The 17,717-nt window shown below is 74.3% G+C and carries 12 protein-coding genes; 2 read left to right on the top strand and 10 right to left on the bottom strand.

Annotated elements, in window-relative coordinates:
* Nucleotides 1-752 precede the first annotated feature (752 nt).
* The 4 genes from ACWDRR_RS40045 to ACWDRR_RS40030 form a co-directional block, all read right to left on the bottom strand.
* On the bottom strand, nt 753-1,928 hold the full coding sequence (locus ACWDRR_RS40045; RefSeq protein WP_449777223.1) for a mandelate racemase/muconate lactonizing enzyme family protein: 1,176 nt from the start codon (nt 1,926-1,928) through the stop codon (nt 753-755).
* 354 nt (nt 1,929-2,282) lie between these two features.
* Nucleotides 2,283-3,191 carry an SMP-30/gluconolactonase/LRE family protein gene (locus ACWDRR_RS40040; protein ID WP_449777222.1) on the bottom strand — a complete coding sequence of 303 codons (909 nt, stop codon included), beginning with the start codon at nt 3,189-3,191 and terminating at the stop codon, nt 2,283-2,285.
* Nucleotides 3,188-4,093, bottom strand: a complete 906-nt coding sequence (locus ACWDRR_RS40035) for a sugar kinase (protein WP_449777226.1) — start codon at nt 4,091-4,093, stop codon at nt 3,188-3,190. The genes ACWDRR_RS40040 and ACWDRR_RS40035 overlap by 4 nt, the downstream gene beginning before the upstream one ends.
* Nucleotides 4,094-4,107: 14 nt before the next feature.
* Nucleotides 4,108-4,758, bottom strand: a complete 651-nt coding sequence (locus ACWDRR_RS40030; protein ID WP_449777221.1) for a bifunctional 4-hydroxy-2-oxoglutarate aldolase/2-dehydro-3-deoxy-phosphogluconate aldolase — start codon at nt 4,756-4,758, stop codon at nt 4,108-4,110.
* Nucleotides 4,759-4,854: 96 nt separating this feature from the next.
* Here ACWDRR_RS40030 and ACWDRR_RS40025 point away from each other — a divergent pair, with 96 nt between their 5' ends.
* Nucleotides 4,855-5,631, top strand: coding sequence for an SDR family NAD(P)-dependent oxidoreductase (locus ACWDRR_RS40025; RefSeq protein ID WP_449777220.1), 777 nt, complete (start codon nt 4,855-4,857; stop codon nt 5,629-5,631).
* Between the two features lie 201 nt (nt 5,632-5,832).
* Complete coding sequence (locus tag ACWDRR_RS40020) at nt 5,833-7,140, top strand: ABC transporter substrate-binding protein (RefSeq protein ID WP_449777219.1); 1,308 nt, start codon at nt 5,833-5,835, stop codon at nt 7,138-7,140.
* A 97-nt stretch (nt 7,141-7,237) separates the two neighbouring features.
* On the opposite strand, the gene ACWDRR_RS40015 is transcribed toward ACWDRR_RS40020, so the two are convergent.
* The 6 genes from ACWDRR_RS40015 to ACWDRR_RS39990 form a co-directional block, all read right to left on the bottom strand.
* Nucleotides 7,238-8,587 carry a phytase gene (locus ACWDRR_RS40015; protein WP_449777218.1) on the bottom strand — a complete coding sequence of 450 codons (1,350 nt, stop codon included), beginning with the start codon at nt 8,585-8,587 and terminating at the stop codon, nt 7,238-7,240.
* Between the two features lie 287 nt (nt 8,588-8,874).
* Entirely contained in the window at nt 8,875-10,866 is a 1,992-nt protein-coding gene (locus ACWDRR_RS40010) for a carbohydrate binding domain-containing protein (RefSeq protein WP_449777217.1), read from the bottom strand.
* 171 nt (nt 10,867-11,037) lie between these two features.
* A complete protein-coding gene (locus ACWDRR_RS40005; protein ID WP_449777216.1) occupies nt 11,038-11,451 on the bottom strand; it encodes a hypothetical protein in 414 nt (137 codons plus the stop codon).
* 229 nt (nt 11,452-11,680) lie between these two features.
* A complete protein-coding gene (locus ACWDRR_RS40000) occupies nt 11,681-14,527 on the bottom strand; it encodes a helix-turn-helix transcriptional regulator (RefSeq protein WP_449777215.1) in 2,847 nt (948 codons plus the stop codon).
* Nucleotides 14,528-14,689: 162 nt separating this feature from the next.
* Nucleotides 14,690-15,742 (bottom strand): substrate-binding domain-containing protein, encoded by a 1,053-nt coding sequence (locus tag ACWDRR_RS39995; protein ID WP_449777214.1) that lies wholly within the window; start codon nt 15,740-15,742, stop codon nt 14,690-14,692.
* A 161-nt stretch (nt 15,743-15,903) separates the two neighbouring features.
* Complete coding sequence (locus ACWDRR_RS39990; protein WP_449777213.1) at nt 15,904-17,694, bottom strand: glycoside hydrolase family 35 protein; 1,791 nt, start codon at nt 17,692-17,694, stop codon at nt 15,904-15,906.
* Between the last annotated feature and the right edge of the window lie 23 nt (nt 17,695-17,717).

The following is a 17,717-nucleotide window of genomic DNA, read 5'->3' as shown; positions in this document are numbered from 1 at the left end:
CTCATGGCCGGCTCCGTCCTCGCCGCCATCCCCGTCGTCCTCGCCTTCGTCCTCCTCCAGAAGACCTTCGTCAGCGGCCTCACCGGCGGCGCCGTGAAGGAATAGAGCCCCTGGTCCACGTCGGGCGGACCAGCGGATGACCCGAGCCCGGTCGAGTGCCTTGAGGGCGGCACTCGGCCGGGCTCGCGGTGTGGTCGTCAACGGTCCCGTCGAAGGGGGCGCCGGACAGCCGGCGCCCCCTTCGACGTGCTCGGCCGTCCGGCGCGGTGCGCCCGCGTCGGACACCTACGGGGGCGTGGCGCGGCCGACCGCGGTTCGGCTGCGGCGGCACCCGGCGGCGTCGGTCCGCCCGTAGCGCCTCCGGCGGCCCCTCAGCGGGACCGGGTTCCCCGCCGGGACGGCCGTGTGGCACGCCCCGCCGTCCGGCGGACCGGCGCCCCCGGTACGCGGTGAGCGGGGGCGGGCCGGGTACGCAGAGCCGGGAGCCGGGGCGGGCAAACAGAAGACCCGGGCTGCGGAACGGCTGACGGTGCCGTTCCGCAACCCGGGCGTACGGGGGGCGGGAATGCCGGGGCGGGAGTGCGTGTGGGGCGGGCGAGGTGCTCGCGGACGGTGTAGGTCCCCGCCGCCCGGTGGACGGGCGACGGGGAACCGTGAGCGGTGGCGGGTCGAGTCAGGGCAGCGACAGCCCGCCACCGCCGTCCAGGGGCCGGCAGCCTCGCGGGGCCGCCGGCGCGGTGGTGCGGGAAGGGTCAGAGGTGGGCGACGGTGTAGCGGTCGACCGCGTCGTCGTCGAGGTCGAAGCCGAGGCCGGGGCCGGTGGGCACCACCAGGGCGCCGTCGGTGAACTTCGGCGGGTTGAGCAGGATGTTCTCCCGGATCGGGTTCGGGAGCCGGTTGTACTCGTAGGTGCGCAGGTTCGGGGTGGCGGCGCACAGTTGGAGGGCGGCGCAGAGGCTGACGCCGGAGCCGACGCCGTGCGGGGCGATGTCCACGTGGAAGGCGGAGGCGAGGGCGGACAGGCGCATGGCCTCGGTGATGCCGCCGCAGCGGGCGACGTTGGGCATGAAGACGTCGATGGCCCGCTGGAGCAGTGAGTCGCGGAGGTCGAAGCGGGTGAAGTGGGTCTCGCCGTTGACGACGGTCAGACCGGTGCGGCGGCGCAGTTCGGCGAGGTTGGCGAGGTCGTCGACCTGGAGGGGCTCCTCGTACCAGGAGATGCCGAGGTCGGCGAGGACGGCGCCGACCCGGGTGGCCTGGTCGAGGTCGTAGGCGCAGTTGACGTCGGTGAGGATCTCGATGTCCTCGCCGACGGCGTTGCGCACGGCGGTGAGGTGGGCGCGGTCGGTCCGCTCGCCCCGGCCGATCTTGACCTTGAGGGCCTTGAAGCCGGCGTCGACGAAGCCGAGCGCCTGGCGGGCGGAGTCCTCGGGGTCGGCGTGCAGGGCGACGGGGCTGGCGTAGCAGTCGACGGTCTCGCGGATCGGGCCGCCGAGGAGGCGGTGCACGGGTACGCCGGCGAGCTTGCCGCGCAGGTCCCACAGGGCGAGGTCGACGCCGGCGAGCGCTTCGAGGTAGAAGCCGCGGTTGTGGCCCCCGGCGGCCTGGCCCTTGAAGAGCCGCTCCCAGATCGCGGCGGTGGCGAGGGCGTCCTGGCCGATCAGCAGCGGGGCGAGCACCGTGGCGACGACGGTGGCGGTGACCTGGGGGCTGGGCAGCCCGTAGGCCTCGCCGATGCCGACCGAGCCGTCCTCGGTGTGGATCTTGACCAGGGTCGCGTACTGCCCGCGGCGGGGGAGGACGAGGTGGCTGGAGGCCGGGTACCGCAGCCAGTCCGGCACGTCCTCGGGCGAGTCGTACAGGTCGTCGAAGCTGGCGGACAGGGCCAGTGCCTCGACCTTGGTGATGCGCAGTGGCTGGGTGCTCACGGGGATCGCTCCTGGGGGGTGCCGGGCCCTCCCCCGTGCGGGGGAGGGAGTCATGGGGGGAGTCATGGGGGGAGTCGTGGGGAGGGAGTCATGGGGAGGGCGGCTCGGCTGCCGCCGGTGCTCTCGCCGCCTGCGGTCCCGCGGCCGGTGAGGACGGTGATCGCGGCGATCGCGGAGCCGGCGGCGGCATGGAGGACGACCGGGGTGGCGGATCCGTCGGCGGCCCCGACCAGGGCCGTGCCGATGAAGGCGCGGTGCCTCCGAAGAGGGCGCGACCGAACCGGGAGGGTCTAAACGTATGCTATATACGAACTGAGGGCCAGGCTCCGGAGCCGGTTTCTCCGGTCGGCCCGCTCACGAGAGGTAGGGCCGGTAACAGGCCACCGGCGGGGCGGTGACGCGGGACGGCCGGGCGAGGACGGCACCCGCGAGCCGGTCCGGGTCCGCGAGCCGGTGCCACGCCGTGGTCACGTACATCCGGCCGCCGCCGAAGGCGACGCTGCTGACGTGCGGGGTGGGCACCGGCACCGCCGCGCACAGCCGCCCCTGCGGGTCGTAGCACTGCACGCGCCCCGCGCCCCACAGGGCGACCCAGAGCCGGCCCCGGTCGTCGACGGTCATGCCGTCGGGCCGCCCCTCGCCCGGGCCGAGGCTCACGAACGGCCGGGCGGGCCCGAGCTGCCCGGAGTCGGGGGCGACGGCGTGCGAGGCGATCAGACCGCGGGCACTGTCGGCCAAGTAGAGCGTGCCGCCGGACGGGTCGAAGGCCGGCCCGTTGGGGACGGTGAGGCCGGTCAGCACCCGGTGCGACGAACCGTCCCGGTCGATGCGGTGGAGCGATCCGGCGCCGGGCGCCGCGTCCACGGCCATGCTGGTGGCCCAGAACCGCCCCCGCGGATCACAGGCCGCGTCGTTCATCCGCATCGGGTGCGGCGCGTCCGCCTCCGGCCGCGCGATCCAGCGCGGCTCCCCGCCGGAGCGCAGCAGTGCCACGCCCGGGCCGGCGGCGACGATCCACTCCCCCGGCCGCCCGGCCACCGGGGCGGCCGCGCCGAGCGGGATGCCCAGGTCGGCCTCGCGGCGCGGGCCGACCGGGTCACCCCCGGGTGCGCAGCTGTACAGCGCACCCCGGAGCAGGTCGACGAAGGAGAGCCGGCCCTCGTGCCAGCGGGCCCCCTCGCCCAGCCGGTAGCGCTCGGGGCAGCAGGGCCGCCAGCCGTCGCCGGCCGGACCCGCCGCCTCCTCCCGTGCCGATCCCGTCATCGCAGCGTGCTGCCGGGTGCGGCGTCCAGCAGGGTCAGCTCGTCGCGGAAGGGCAGGCCCTCCCAGTCTCCCGCCGAGGCGACCGCGAACGCCCCGGTGGTCACCGCCCGGCCGAGCCGCTCCTCCACCGGCAGGCCGTCGAGCAGCCCGGAGAGGTAGCCGGCGACGAACGCGTCGCCGGCCCCGACGGTGTTCCGGACCGGGACCCGGACGGCGGGCCGGGCGACCGACCCGTCCCCGGTGAAGACCTCGGCACCGGCGGCGCCGCGCTTGACGACCACCTCGCCGACGCCCTGGGCGAGCAGCGCCTCGACGCACTCGGCCTCGTGCTCGACGCCGGGCGGGGCGACCAGGGCGAGCTCGTCGTCGGAGGCCACCAGGATGTCCACCAGCGGGATCAACGGGCGCAGCGCGGCCGAGGCCTCCTGGGGCGACCAGAGCTTGGCCCGGTAGTTGACGTCGAGACAGACCGCGCCCCCGGCCGCGTGGGCGGCCGCCTCGACGGCGGCACGCGGGCCGGGCCCGAGTGCGGCCGTGACGCCGGTGAGGTGGACGATCCGGGCGCCCTCGGCGAGGGCGACGGCCAGGCGGGCGGGCGTCAGCCGGGACCCGGCCGAGCCGGCGCGGTAGTAGGAGACCCGCGTCAGGTCGGCCACCCTCGGCTCGAAGAGCACCAGCCCGGTCGGCGCGGCGTCGACGGACACGCAGGAGACGTCCACGCCCTCGGCCCGCAGGGTGCGCAGGACCAGGCGGCCGAGTTCGTCGTCGCCGTTCACGCCGACCCAGCGCACCGAGTGCCCGAGCCTGGCGAGGCCGATGGCGACGTTGGCCTCGGCGCCGGCCATCGAGAGGGCGAGGGTGGCGCCGAGTTGGAGGGGGCGGTCGGCGCGCAGGGCCGCCATGGCCTCGCCGAGGGTCAGGACGTCGAGCACGGGAACTCCTCGGCGAGCGCGCGGAAGGCGGCGATGCGGTCGGGCAGCCCGGCGGTGTCACCGCCGGTCCTGGCGGCGGTGCCGAGCAGCGGGCCACCGACGCCGACGGCGAGCGCGCCGGCGGCCAGGAAGTCGCGGGCGACCTCGGCGTCCACTCCGCCGACGGGCACGAAGGGCACGTCGGGGAAGGGGTCGCGCAGGGCGCGCAGGTAGCCGGGGCCGCCGAGGCTGCCGGGGAACAGCTTGACCGCCGTCACGCCCTCCGTGTAGGCGAGCGCCACCTCGGTCGGGGTGACCGCCCCGGCCAGGACCGGCATGCCGAGGGACTGCGCCTCGCCGACGGCCTCGGTCATCCCCGGGGTCACCGCGAAGGCGGCGCCGGCCCGGGCGGCGGCCCGGGCGTCCGCGGAGGTGAGCAGGGTGCCGGCGCCCAGTGCCGCGTAGGGGCCGAGGGCCGTCCGGGCGCGCTCCAGGACGTCGAGCGCGCCGGTGGTGGTGAGCGACACCTCCACCAGGTCGATACCGGACGCGAAGAGGGTGAGGACCGCATCCAGGGCGGCGTCGGGGTCGTTCCCCCTGACGATGGCCAGGATTCTGCGATCGCGCAGAGCGGAGAGAAGGTCGTCTGGTTGCACGGGTGCCTCCGAAGCCCAGGTGATGACTTTAGGATATCGTATACTTTCATGACTGACGCCAGCCCCGCACGCCCACCCGACGAAAGGTGCCCCTCGATGACCCGTACCGCCCTGATCACCGGCGCGGCCGGCGGGATCGGCCGCGCCGTCGCGGCCCGCCTGGTGGCCGACGGCCTGCGCGTGGCCGGCCTCGACCTCGCCGATCCGCAGCTGCCCGGCGTCGCCTTCCACCGGGCGGACGTGACCGACCCCGAGCAGGTCCGGGCCGCGGTGCACGCGGCCGTCGACGGCCTGGGCGGGGTGGACGTGCTGGTCACCTGCGCCGGCATCACCGAGGGCAGCCCGCTGCACCTGACCACCGACGACGACTGGCAGCGCGTGCTGACCGCCAACCTCGGCTCGGTCTTCCTCTGCGTCCGGGAGGTCCTGCCCGCGATGATGGCGGCCGGCTCGGGCTCGGTGGTCACCATCGGTTCGGTCCTGCACCGCACCGCCGCACCGGGCCTGCCCGCCTACGCCGCCGCCAAGGGCGCGATCGCCGCGCTGACCCGCCAGCTCGCCGTGGACTACGGCCGGTACGGCATCAGCTTCGTCACCCTCTCCCCCGGCTGGGTGCGCACCCCGGCGACGGAGTCCCGACTCGCCTCCGGCGAGCAGGACCTGACGCGACTGCGGGAGAGCAACCCGATGCGCACCCTGGTCGACGCCCAGGACATCGCCGAGGCGGTCGCCTTCGCCTCCTCGCCGGCGGCCGGCATGCTCTCCGGCTCCGAACTGGTCCTGGACGCGGGCGCCTCGGTGGTCAGCCCGGCCAGCCTGCTGCGCGACGCCCACCGCGAGCGGATGGGGCTGCCGCCGCTCGACACCCACTGACCCGGTGCGCAAGGACCGCACCCCGTGCATACCGACCACCCGGGCCGTACGCACCGGCCGGACCGATCGGCCGAGGGGGGCCGTTCGCGGGGCGCCCGGGCGCCCGCGCGGGAAACGATCCGGCAACACCCCTGGAAGTCATTTCGTATATCGAATACTCTGCGCCATCATCCGACTCCGCCACCCGAGGAGTTCCCACCCATGGCGTCCCTGCCCCACAGACTCGTCGCCACCGCCCTGGCCGCCACATCGGCGCTCACGGTCGGCGCCTGCACCGCCGATCCGGCCCCCCGGGCCCCCGAGCGCACCACGATCACCTTCTGGACGATGCCCTTCTGGATCGGCCGGCCGAACAACCTCAAACACCTGGTCGAGGACTTCAACGCCTCGCAGGGCAAGGTGAAGGTCGAACTCACCGTGCTCGACTGGCAGACCGGCCGCGACGTCATCAAGCAGGCCGTCATGAACGGCCGGGGCCCGGACGTCTGGCTGGCCAACAACGGCCTCGAACTCGACCTCCTGACCGCCGCCAAGCTGGCCCCGCTGGACGCCCTCGGCTACACCGCCGAGGACCTCGGCCGGTTCCGCCCGCTGGTCAAGGTCAACGAGTACCAGGGGCGCCTCTACGGCGTACCGCTGTACTTCGACGTCAACGTCCTGCTCTACCGCAAGGACATCCTGCAGAAGTACGGCTTCACCGAACCACCCCGCACCTGGGACGAGTTGAAGTCGACGGCCGCCGCGATCACCGGCCGCTCGGCCGCGGCCGGCAAGAAGGTGACGGGCTGGCAGTTCAAGGGCATGGACGACCACCTCAACGCCATCAACCCCACCTGGGAGAGCTTCCTCTGCCAGGCCGGCGGCGCCCTCACCTCACCCGACTTCAAGACCTCCACCCAGAACACCGAGGCCGGGCGCACCGCGATGACCTATATGAAGTCCTTCTACACCGACAAGGTCTCGACCACCGGCACCAGCGCCCTGAGCGGCTTCATCGAGGGCGACGTCGCGATGTTCTCCTTCTACCAGAGCGTCATCTCCGACATCGCCGCCGGGAACGAGAAGACCAACGGCAAGTGGGCGGCCGCCCCGATGCCCGTCGGCCCCAAGAGCGGCTGCTCCGCCGTCGGCGGCCACAGCCTGGTCGCCCGCTCCGGTCTCCCCGACCCCGGCGCCGCCGGCACGTTCATGCGCTGGCTCGCGTCCCCCTCGGTCAGCACCCAGTTCATGGAGTTCCACGGGATCTTCCCGTACGACACCGCGAAGGTGCCGCGCGAGACCAAGGTCGTGGTCGATTCCTTCTACCAGACCGACCCCAGCTGGGCGGCGATCACGACCCAGCTCGACCGCAGCACCCCCGACCTGCTGCTCCAGGACCGCCACGCCTTCGCCACCCGCTGGGAGGCCCAGAAGTCCGAGATCGTGGCCGGGGTCGACGGACGGACGCCGGTCGCGGAGGCACTGCGCAACCTCGACGCCAAGGTCGGCAAGGACCTCAACAGCGGCTGAGCCGGGCCCGCCCCGCCCCGGCCGGGAGCGCCGGGGCGGGGCGGGGCGGCCCACCGGAGCGGCCCACCGGAGCGGCGGCCCGCCGGAGCCCGCAGGCTCAGAGGTCCGCCTTGTCCTCGACCTTCTTCCAGTCCACGAACTTGAAGTCGGTGTCCGTCCGCTCCCCGCCGGAGGCACCGCCGCCGGCCGGGGTGTTGTGGCCGTCCTGCACCACGAGCAGGCCGTGCGGGAACCGCCGGCCGAGCGGCGCACCGGTCACCGCCGCGCCGTCGCACTCCTCGGAGCCGTCCGGCGAGCCCGCGGCGGAGCCGGCGCCGACCCGGAAGGTCCGCACGAACTCGTTGTGGTCGTCCCGGGAGAAGACCGCGAAGGTGTTGTCGCCCTGGCTGGAGACGAGCAGGTAACCGTCGTCCTCCGGGTCCTCGGGGTCGCGCCAGATGGTCAGGCCCTCGACGTCGGCGCTGATGTGCTCGCCGCCGTAACCGGGGTCGGCCCCCTCGACGCACGTCTCGCTCGCCGGGTCGTACGTCGCGGGCCGCCCGTAGGAGCGGACCTTCTCGACGAGTTCGAGGTCGTCGTCGTCCGTCATGTCGACGTCGAGGTCCGCGTCGAGCTTCCAGATGCCGACGTCCTCCTGCCCGACGTACAGGTCCTCGCTGTCCGGGTCGACCACCATGCCTTCGACCTGCGGGAGTTCACCCGGCTCGGCGCACGGGCTCCAGGTCGTGCCGTTGGGCAGCACGAACGCGGAGGGCAGGGTGATCGTGCGCACCACCCGGTAGCCGATGTGTCCGGCGGAGGTGGCGCCGAGCTCGGCCAGGGCCAGTTCGGTGCCGTGGCGCCGGCTGGTGACCGCGTAGGAGCGTCCGCTGTCGCGGTCCGTCCAGGTCGCCAGGCCGTACGCGGTGCGCTGGTCGTCGACCTCGTCCTGGTTCGCGGAGAACACCAGCGGAGCGCGGGTCTCGTCGGTGACGTCCGTCAGCGGGCCGGTGGCGTTCGAGCCGTCGATGCGGTAGATCCGGATCCGGTCACGACCGCGGTCCGAGACCACCGCCACGTCGTGGCGCGTCCCGTCCGGGAACCGCAGTCCGCTCACCAGGTCGACGTTGTTGAAGCGGCCGGGCTTGTCGCCCGGCCGGGGGGCGGCCGGCGCGGCGAGCGACTGCACCTGCCGGCCGTCCAGGTCGTAGACCCGCAGGCCGCCTTGTTTGGCCGTGGCGATGACCAGGCTGCGGTCCGGGTTCGCGCTGTCGCGCCAGATCGCGGGGTCGTCCGCGTTCGCGTTCCCGCCCTGCTCGTCGTCGAAGAGCGAGGGGGTCTCGACCGCCGCGGTCACCACCGGGATCCCGCCGGAGCCGTCGTCCGCCGCGGCGGGAACGATCCCCGGACCGAGAACCACCGGGAGCGCCACGGCGAGCGCCGAGGTGCGGTGCAGGAGCTTGCGCACAGGGTCTCCTCCTGTCGAGTTGCCTGTGCCCGCCTCCGCCGCCGCGGTGCGGGCCGCCGTCGCCGGTGTGCGAACGGCGGACTCGATTCCATGCCGCCCACGTGTACCGGCCGTGAAGCGAGGACGAAGGATGTCCACCCAAGGGGAGAATTCGTATACCATATCTGTGAGGGCTCACAGGAGTGGCTCGGACGGCCTTGTGCCGTCCGGGCCATTCGTATGCAGTTGATCCCGGCACCGACCACCCCACACGCCGACGAGGCCGGCGCCGGGGCGGAGAGGGCGGGTCAGTTCGCGCGGACGGTGATGTCGTCGCACCAGCCGTAGCCGGTGCCGCTGCGGGCGTAGCAGTAGATCCTGGCCGTGGTGGCGTCGGGGCCGGTGGTGAAGGTGGTCGACCGGTTGGTGAAGGTGGTACCGGAGAAGACCGTGCTGCTGCTGCCGGTGGAGGCGTACTGCTTGGCGCCGAGCGAGAGTTCGGTGCCGCTCGCGGACACCTTGCCCCAACCGCTGAGGGTGTAGGTGGTGTCGGGCCTGACCTGGATGATCTGCTCGGCGGCGGCCTGGGCCGGGCCGACCTTCACGGCGCGGCTGCCGGCGTACTTGGTGGAGGTGTCGAGGGTGGCGCCGCCGTAACTCGTCCACGGGTTGAGTGCGGTGTTCTCGAAACCGGCGTCGCGCACCAGGTTGACCGGTGCGCAGGCGCCGTCGTCGAAGGCGGCGGCCTGGTGGAAGCCGCGGTCGGGGCGACAGACCTGCGGGAGGGCGTCGCCGAAGTAGTCCCGGGTGCCGAGCGTGGGGATCGGGGCACCGGCGGCGCGGGCCGGGGAGGCCGCGCCCAGCCGGTAGTCGGCGGGGTCGTCGCCGCCGGCCCGGACGAACCGGGGGTCGCCGGTCTGCTTCTCCGGGTCGGCGGGCTCGTTTGCCGGGTGGTTGCCGTAGAAGGTGTTCGCCGCCCAGGTGAAGTTCGCCGGCCGGTAGGTCCTGCCCGGCATGGCGCGGTAGCCGCCGGTGCCGAGGTTGTGGAAGACGTTGTTGGTCAGCCGGACCTTCGTGGTGCCGTGACCGTCCTCGATGATGTCGGTGGTCGAACCGGCGGGCAGGAACACCGTGTTGTGGTACATGTCGGCGCTCAGCTCGCCGGAGGCCGTGAGCCAGCGGCCCTTGTCGTGGTCGCTGAGGTTGTAGCGCACCACGGTGCCGGTGCTCTGCGAACCCGAGCCGCAGTTGCCGCAGAACAGCATGAAGCCGCCCTCGTTGTCGTGGCTGTGGTTGTACTGGAAGACCGCCCGCCGGTTGCCGTAGTCGGAGTCGAAGGCGTGGCCGTCGCCGTTGTCGGACAGCCGGCGGACGTGGTGGACCTCGTTGAACTGGATCAGCGCGTCGTCCGAGTCGATCGCCCACACCCCGACGTTGGAGCCCATCGGACGCACGGCGACGTCGTGGACCAGGTTGTGCTCGACGAGGCCGCTGGCCGAGGCCCGCAGGACGATGCCGTCGCCGCCGGTGTTGTCGACGGTGTTGCCGCGGAACACCACGCGGGTGCTGGCGCGCCAGTTGTTCTTGCCACCGCAGCCGTCGCTGCTGCCGTACTCGGGCCGGCACATCCAGGTCGAGCGGTTGGTCAGGCCCTCCCGGTCGACACCGCTGATCCGGGAGTTCTGGACCACGGCGTCGTCGAAGTTGGTCGGGGTGGTGGTACCGGAGACGCGGAGCTGGATGCCGTTGGACCACTTCGTGGCATCGCCGTCGACGTCGTGGACGTAGACGTCGTCGACGAGGTAGTGGCTGCCGACGCCGTCGGGCAGGTCGGCGATCTCGACGAGCAGTCCGTTGCGCTCGCGCTTGGCGGAGCCGGTGTCCCGGAAGGTGATCTCCAGGTCACGCACCTCCCACTGCTCGACGTTGTAGAGGTGGACGGCGGCCTTCTCGGCGGAGGAGGCGTTGCCGGCGACGACCGGGCGGGCGCTCCCGGCGCCGTACGCGGCGAGGGTGACCGGGGCGCCGGCGCTGCCGGACCCGTGCGGCTTCAGGGTTCCGTCGCAGGTCGCACCGCGCTTGAGCAGCAGGTGGTCACCCGGTCCGAAGACATGGGCGTTGGCGGCGTCCAGGGTGTTCCACGGGCTGGCCTGACTGCCGTCGCCGTTGGTGGCGGCGGAGCAGTCCAGGTACCGGGAGGTGGGGGTGGCGGCTGCGGCCGCCGGGACGGCGGGGACGGCCAGGGCCGCCGCGGTGGCCGCGACGAGCAGGGCCCGTCCGAGTGTGACGGATGAGGACATGCGGGACTCCCGAGGTGGGGGAGGGAGGAGGGAGCTTGAGCGCCCGCCCGCACAGTAGGGCGATCATCTGATCACGTCAATCCATCTCGACCGGATTTCCGCCAATCCGATCGAACGATCAGACATCGGCCGTCCGCCCCTACTCCTCCGACGCAGCGGCACCGCCCGCCGTCAGGCCGCCGGGGAGAGGCTCCCGAAGAGCCGGCCCGGCCGCTCCGCCCGCCGCCCGCGGGCACCGCGGGAGGGCAGCTGGACCAGCCGGCAGCCGTGCCGTGCGAGCTCCTCGACCACCGCCCGGGCCTCGTCGTCGTCCAGGCCGAACACGTACGGCCCCGGAACCAGCAGGGTGTCCACCGACCCTGCGGCGACGGCCTTGAGCAGGGCGTCCCGGGAGGGCAGTCCGTCACCGGGACGCAGCCCGTTGTCCAGGAACATCACCGGCTCGGGCAGCCCGGACGAGAACGCGAGGTCCTCCAGTGCGCGGCGGTGGCACTCCATCCCGGTCACGTCGAAGGGGTAGGAGCGGAGGTAGATCGCCGTCCGCGGCGCCCGCCCGGTGTCGTTGCTCCGGTCGAATGCGAACATCTCTGCCACCTGCCTGGTCTCGGGCCGCGCGGGGTGCTGCGACACCACCAGCACAGCGCGCGGATCGGTAGGTGTTCAATGCGGGGCCCTACCTACGTACACCCTCGGTCACCGGCCCGCCCCCGTCCACGACGCAGAGTGATGCGGTCGACCGCCCCTCACCGGGCGTGCTCCCCGCTCCTCACCCGGGCGTGCTCCCCGCCCCTCACCCGGGCCTGCTCCCCGCCCCTCACTCGGGCCTGCTCCGGATGTCCGCGCGCGTGGTGCCCAGCTTGCGCAGCACCTTCGCCACGTGCTGCTCCACCGTACGGGGCGAGAGGAAGAGCGCGGCGGCGATCTCCTTGTTGGTCGCGCCGTCGCCGAGCAGCCTGGCGACCTCCTGCTCCCGCGGGGACAGCTCGCTGCCGTACCCGGCCCGCCCGCGGGAGAGCGGGCGTTCCTGTCCGAGGCCGCGCAGCAGGTGGTGGCAGCGTGCGGCGTCGGTGGTCGCGCCCAGCCGGTCGTACACCCCGGCCGCCTCGGCGAGCCGGGACACCGCCTCGGTGGCGCGGACCGCGGACAGGGTCCGCCCGGCACGCTCGGCGGCCAGCGCCGCGTGGTACGGCCGACCGATTCCCGCCCACTGGGCCCGCGCCCGGTCGAACTCCCGGGCCGCGCCCTCCGGGTCCCCCGCCGCGGCGAGCAGGCCCCGGCACAGGTACTGCTCGGCCACCGCCCCGGGGGCCTCCAAGCCCTCGACGCCGTCCCGGTGCCCGTCGGCCAGGCGCTCGGCCGCCACCCGCTCGCCCCGGTGCAGGGCGATCTCCACGGCCGCCGGCACGAGGTCGAGCGCGTACACCCACTCCTCCTTGCGGGGCAGCAGGTCCAGGTAGTCGGCGACGGTCCGCCAGGCCGCGTCCGCGTCCCCGCGGGAGAGCTGGATCCGGGCCAGGCCGGCCGCCGCGCCCAGCGCGTTGACGTTCATCCGCGCGCCGTCCCGGGCCAGGACCCGCCCGAACCGCTCCACCGCGCGGGAGGCCCGGCCCCGCGCGGCCGCCGTGACGCCCTCGACGGTGGCGAGCAGGTCGTCCACGGCGAGCGGCTCGTCGACGTACTCCGCGAGGAAGGCCGCGTACCGCTCGTCCCAGCCGGCCCACTCGCCGGCGAACCAGGACAGCAACAGCTCGTACGAGCGGCAGTGCACGATCAGCGCGTGCGCGTGGTGACGCCGGGAGAGCGCCGACGCCTCCGCGCACTGGCCGGCCGCCCGGGCGTCCTGGGCCAGGCAGAGACCGATCTCCGCGGCGTTGGCCAGCGCCCGGGCGGTGTGCCGCACGACCTCCGGGTCCTCGTCGCTACGGGGCAGCGCGGCCAGCAGGCCGGCCGTCTCCGGACGCCCCTGCGCGGCCAGCACGGTGATCCGGTTGGCCGTGACCGAGGCCCGCGCGGCCCGGTCGGGGCTCCCGGCGATGGTGGCCTCCGCCCGCTCCAGCCAGGCCCGCTGCTCGGCGGCCGAGAACCGGCTGGTCTCCCACATGGCGAGCAGCGACATGGCACGCGCGGCCTGCTCCGGCCGGTGGCCCGCCAGTTCCTCGACGGCCCGCTCGATCTCGGCCTCGCCGCCGGGGTCGGCGGCCTGGTTGAGCAGCATCAGCCCCAGGTCGAGGCGGATCTCGCCGCGCGCGGCGGCCGGCAGGCCCGGACCGGACACGATCCGGCGCAGGGTGGCGATCGTGCGGGTGTACTCGGTGGCGTCCCAGGCGATCCGGGCGAGCGACAGCGCGGCGCGGGCGTGCAGGTCGGAGGGCAGCCGCGGCTCCTCCAGGATCTCGTGCAGCAGGGCGGCCGCGGTGCCCTGGTCGCCGACGCGCACGGCCTGGTCGGCGGCGGCCATCGCGTGCTCCAGCCAGGCGGCGGTGTCCCCCAGGGCGCGGGCGTGGTGGGCGATCTGGACGAGCGGCGGGACCGGCAGCGCCTGCAGCACCTCCAGCGCGCGGCGGTGCAGGTGCTGGCGCACCGGTCCCGGCAGGTTGTCGTACTGCGCCTGCCGAGCGAGCACATGGGCGAACCCGTAGCTGTCCGGACCGTGCTCCCGCAGCACCGAGGACGACAGGGCGGCGAGCAGGGCCTGTCCGGCGGCGCCCTCGTCCAGCCCGGCACAGGCCGCCAGCACCTGCTCGCCGACCGGCACGGCGAGGACGGCCGCGGCGTTGACCACGGCCACGGCCGACGGCGGCAGGCGCTCCACGCGCTCCGCGAAGATCTCCCGCAGACTGCGCGGCACCCCGAGCGCCGATCCGGCGGGCCGGCCGTCCAACGTGATCAGATCCTCCTCGGCGACCAGCGGCAGCCCCTCGCTGCGCTGGGCCAGGGTGCGCAGCAACGCCGGCGGCACCTCCTCGCCGAGCACCGAACGGGCCATCGTCCGCAGGTCGTCGGCGCCGAGGCGGTGGAGCGCGATCTCGGCACCACTGGTACCGGGCGGGCGGCGGAAGGCGGCGCCCAGCACCGGCCCGCGGCCGGGGACGTCCTCGGCACGGTAGGTGAGCACCAGCGCGCAGTCGGCGGGCAGGTCGCGGCCGAGCAGCAGGAGCAGTTCCCTGGTGGCCTCGTCGGCCCACTGCATGTCCTCGACCACCAGGACCGCCGGGGCGATCGCCCCCAGGAGCGTTCGCGCGCCCTGGGCGACCAGGTGGCGCGGGGTGGTCCGCCCGGGCTGCTCCGGCGGGGCGGGCGGCAGCCGGTCCGCGAGGTCGGGCAACAGCGTGGCGAGCACCCCGGTGGAGGCGCCCAGCCGGCGGTCGCCGGGCAGCCACGGGCCGACGTCCCGCAGCGCGTCGACGACCGGTCCGAACGGGAGCGGCTCGCGCAGCGGGTGACAGGCTCCGGTGAGCACCCGCACGCCCTCGCGGCGCAGCTCCGCGGCGCCCTCGGCGACCAGCCGCGACTTGCCGATGCCGGCTTCGCCCTCGACCAGGATCACCGCGGGGCGCGAGCGGGCGGCGCCCAGCAGGGCGGCCAGCTCGCGCTGCCGCCCGACGAACGCGGGGGCGCGCCCGCGAGGTCCGCTGCTCCCCGTGCCGGCCCGCATGGTCATCCGCTGTGTTCTCCGCTCGAACCGCGCCTGCCCCGGGCCCGTACCCGGTTCGGTGCCCTGCCTGGTCCAACCTAGCGCCGTGCACCGGTCCGGACCGTTCGAGGAGGGCGTCGCGACGCCCGCGGTACGGGGGTCACCGGCTCGGACGGGCGGTGCTCCGCGTCAGGCCCGGACGGCGCCGCACGACTCGCGGACGGTCAGCTCGGGGAGCAGCAGCACGTGGTGCACCGGCATCGGGTCCTCGCTGCCGAGCCGCCGCAGGAGGAGGGCCACCGCTTCGGCCCCCACGGCCCGCTTCGGCGGGGCGACCGCCGTCAGCGGCGGAGCCCCGAGGGCGGCGAACACGTCGTCGTAGCTGACCACGGCCAGCTGCTCGGGCACCTGGAGGCCGCGGCTGCGAAGCAGCGGCAACAGCTGGATCGCGTCCTGGTCGTTGTGGACCAGGACCGCCCGGACGCCGCGGGCGCAGGCTTCGGCCAGGCTGTCCGCCACCGCGTCGGCGTCCACGGCCGGGGTCACGACGTCGATCACGGGTTCGGCGGGAAGGTCCAGCAGTTCGCAGCTCTCGGCGTAGCCACGGCGGATCTCGTGCGCCGTCCAGGTGTCCCGGCGGGCGACCAGGGCGACGGCCCCGTGCCCGAGTCCGCGAAGGTGGCGAAGCGCGAGGAACACTCCGTGGCGGTGGTCGGAGGCGACCGAGTCGAGCTCCTCCGCCGGGCTTCCCGGAACGGCTCGGCGTTCCACCAGGACGGCGGGCACCGGAAGGTCCTCGACCCAGCCCCGGCCACCGCGCCGGTCGTCGGGTGTCCAGTTGGGCGCGAGCAGCAGGCCGTGGACGCCGGACTTCAGCAGCTGCTCGACCTGGACGCGGTCGGCGCCGGCGTCGTACGAGGAGATCCCCAGGACCAGGTGGGCACTCGCGCGGCTCGCGGCCGTCCGGGCTCCGGCGATGACCTCGTCGAAGTAGGAGCCCACGGAGGGCACCAGCAGTCCGAGGGCCGGCCCGGCCCCGGGCACCGGGGCCGGCCGGGTCGTGGTCGACACCGAACCGTGGGTGCGGCGGACGAGACCGGCGTCCGCGAGGGCGGCGACGTCCCGGCGGACGGTGACGGCGGGGATGCCCAGTCGTTCCGCGAGGTCCGCGATGCGCACCGATCCGAGGCTCTGCACCGCCTCGACGATGCGGGTGCGGCGTTCGTCGGCCGAGATCGACATGTCACTCCCTGCCCCATGGTTCGGTCCGGGCGAGCGGGTGCCCGGGTGGCACAGGAATCTATCATTCGATCGCCATCTGATCCGTCGACGAACACCACCGGCAGGGCCCGCGCCCGGCCCGCCGCAGGTGACGGTGCACGTCGGGCCTGCCGGTGGTCCGCTCACCCCTGCGGGGTCCGCGCCGTGGAGGTCGGGCCGAGATCGGGGTGGTCCCGGAGTTCGATCCGGGAGCCGGGCCGGCCGAGTTCGAGGATCACGATCTCGTTGACGCCGGGGCGCCACAGCGGGGCGGGGGCGTAGAGGGTGCGCTGCGGGCCGCGCTCCCAGTGGCGCCCGAGGGCGAAGCCGTTGAGCCAGAGCATGCCCTTGGTGAAGCCCGGCAGGGCCAGGAAGCCGTCGGCCGGTGCGTCCACCCGCAGCCGGGCCCGGTGGAACGCGGGGCCGTTCGCCGTGCTCGCCGCCCCGAAGCGCACGACGGTCGGGTCGTCGAGGGGAAGCGGCCGGACCTCCCAGCCGAACTGGTACTGCCCGTCGATCCGGACGCCGACGGTGATGCCCTTGCGGTCGTGCAGCAGCGGGCCGTAGTTGACGCGTCCCATGTTCTCGACGAGCAGGTCGAGCACGGCTCCGCCCGCGGGGACCTCGACCGGCAGGGCCTCGTCGGGGCGGTCGCGTTCCAGGACCCCGAGCGGCACGCCGTCGAGGAAGACCTGGGCGCGGTCGGCGAGGCCGTCGATCCGCAGTTCGCCGTGGTCCAGGGGGCCGCGCAGGCGGGTGCGGTAGTGGATGAGCCCGAAGCTCTGGCCGAGGGCCTCCATCGGTTCGGGTTCGGGCCGGTGGTGGACGGTCGCGAGCTCGTCGAGGGCGCCGAAGAGGTCGGCGCTCGCGGTGACCGGAGCGGTCTGCGGGGCGAGCCGGGCGGGCGGCGCCGGCAGGGGGTGGGCGATCGGCCCGGTGTGGCGTTCGATCACCCGGCGGAACAGGTGGAACTTCTCGGTCAGTTCGCCGGCCTCGCCGACCGGGGCGTCGTAGTCGTAGCTCGTGGTGTCGGGCCGGAACGTCGTGCCGTCGTGGTTGGCGCCGTTCCACCAGCCGAAGTTGGTGCCGCCGTGGCCCATGTAGATGTTGACGGAGGCACCGGCGGCGAGCAGCCGGTCGAGGACGTCGGCCGCCTCCCGCGCATCGCGCACGTGGTGCGGGGCGCCCCAGTGGTCGAACCAGCCGGCCCAGTACTCCATGCAGACCAGCGGGCCCACGGGCTGGTGGCGGCGCAGGCAGGCCAGCGACTCCTCGGGGCGGGAACCGAAGGTGCCGGTGGTGAGCAGCCCGGGCAGCGTCCCGCCCAGCTGGAACCCGTCCTCTGCGCCGTCGGCGGTGAACAGCAGGCAGTCGACCCCCCGCCGGACCAGGCCGGCGCGCAGGTGTTCCAGGTAGGCGGTGTCGTTGCCGTAGCTCCCGTACTCGTTCTCCACCGCGACGGCGACCACCGGCCCGCCGCGGGAGGCGAGCAGCGGCAGGAGCACGGGGACGAGGTCGTCGAACCAGGCGTCGACGGCGGCGAGGTAGGGCCCGTCGACGCGGCGGAGCCGGACGGCCGGGTCGGCGAGCAGCCAGGCGGGGAGGCCGCCGAACTCCCACTCGGCGCAGATGTACGGGCCGGGGCGGACGATCACGTCCAGGCCCATCTCCCCGGCGGCGCGGACGAACCCGGCGAGGTCGCGGTCGCCGGTGAAGTCGCAGCTGCCGGGGGCGGGCTGGTGGAAGTTCCAGGCGACGTAGGTTTCCACGGTGTTGACGCCCATGGCGCGGAGCCGGGTGAGCCGGTCCGTCCAGAGCTCGGGGCGGATCCGGAAGTAGTGGACGGCGGCGGAGACGATCCGGTGCGGGCGTCCTTCGCGCAGGAAGGTGTCACCGTCGAGGGTCAGGGCGGTGTGGGTGGCCGTATCGGCCATGGGGGCCTCCGCGGTGGCGGGCA

Source organism: Kitasatospora sp. NPDC003701 (assembly GCF_053587085.1).
The sequence above is the reverse complement of the archived record's forward strand: the minus strand, read 5'-3'. Positions and strand labels throughout refer to the sequence as shown.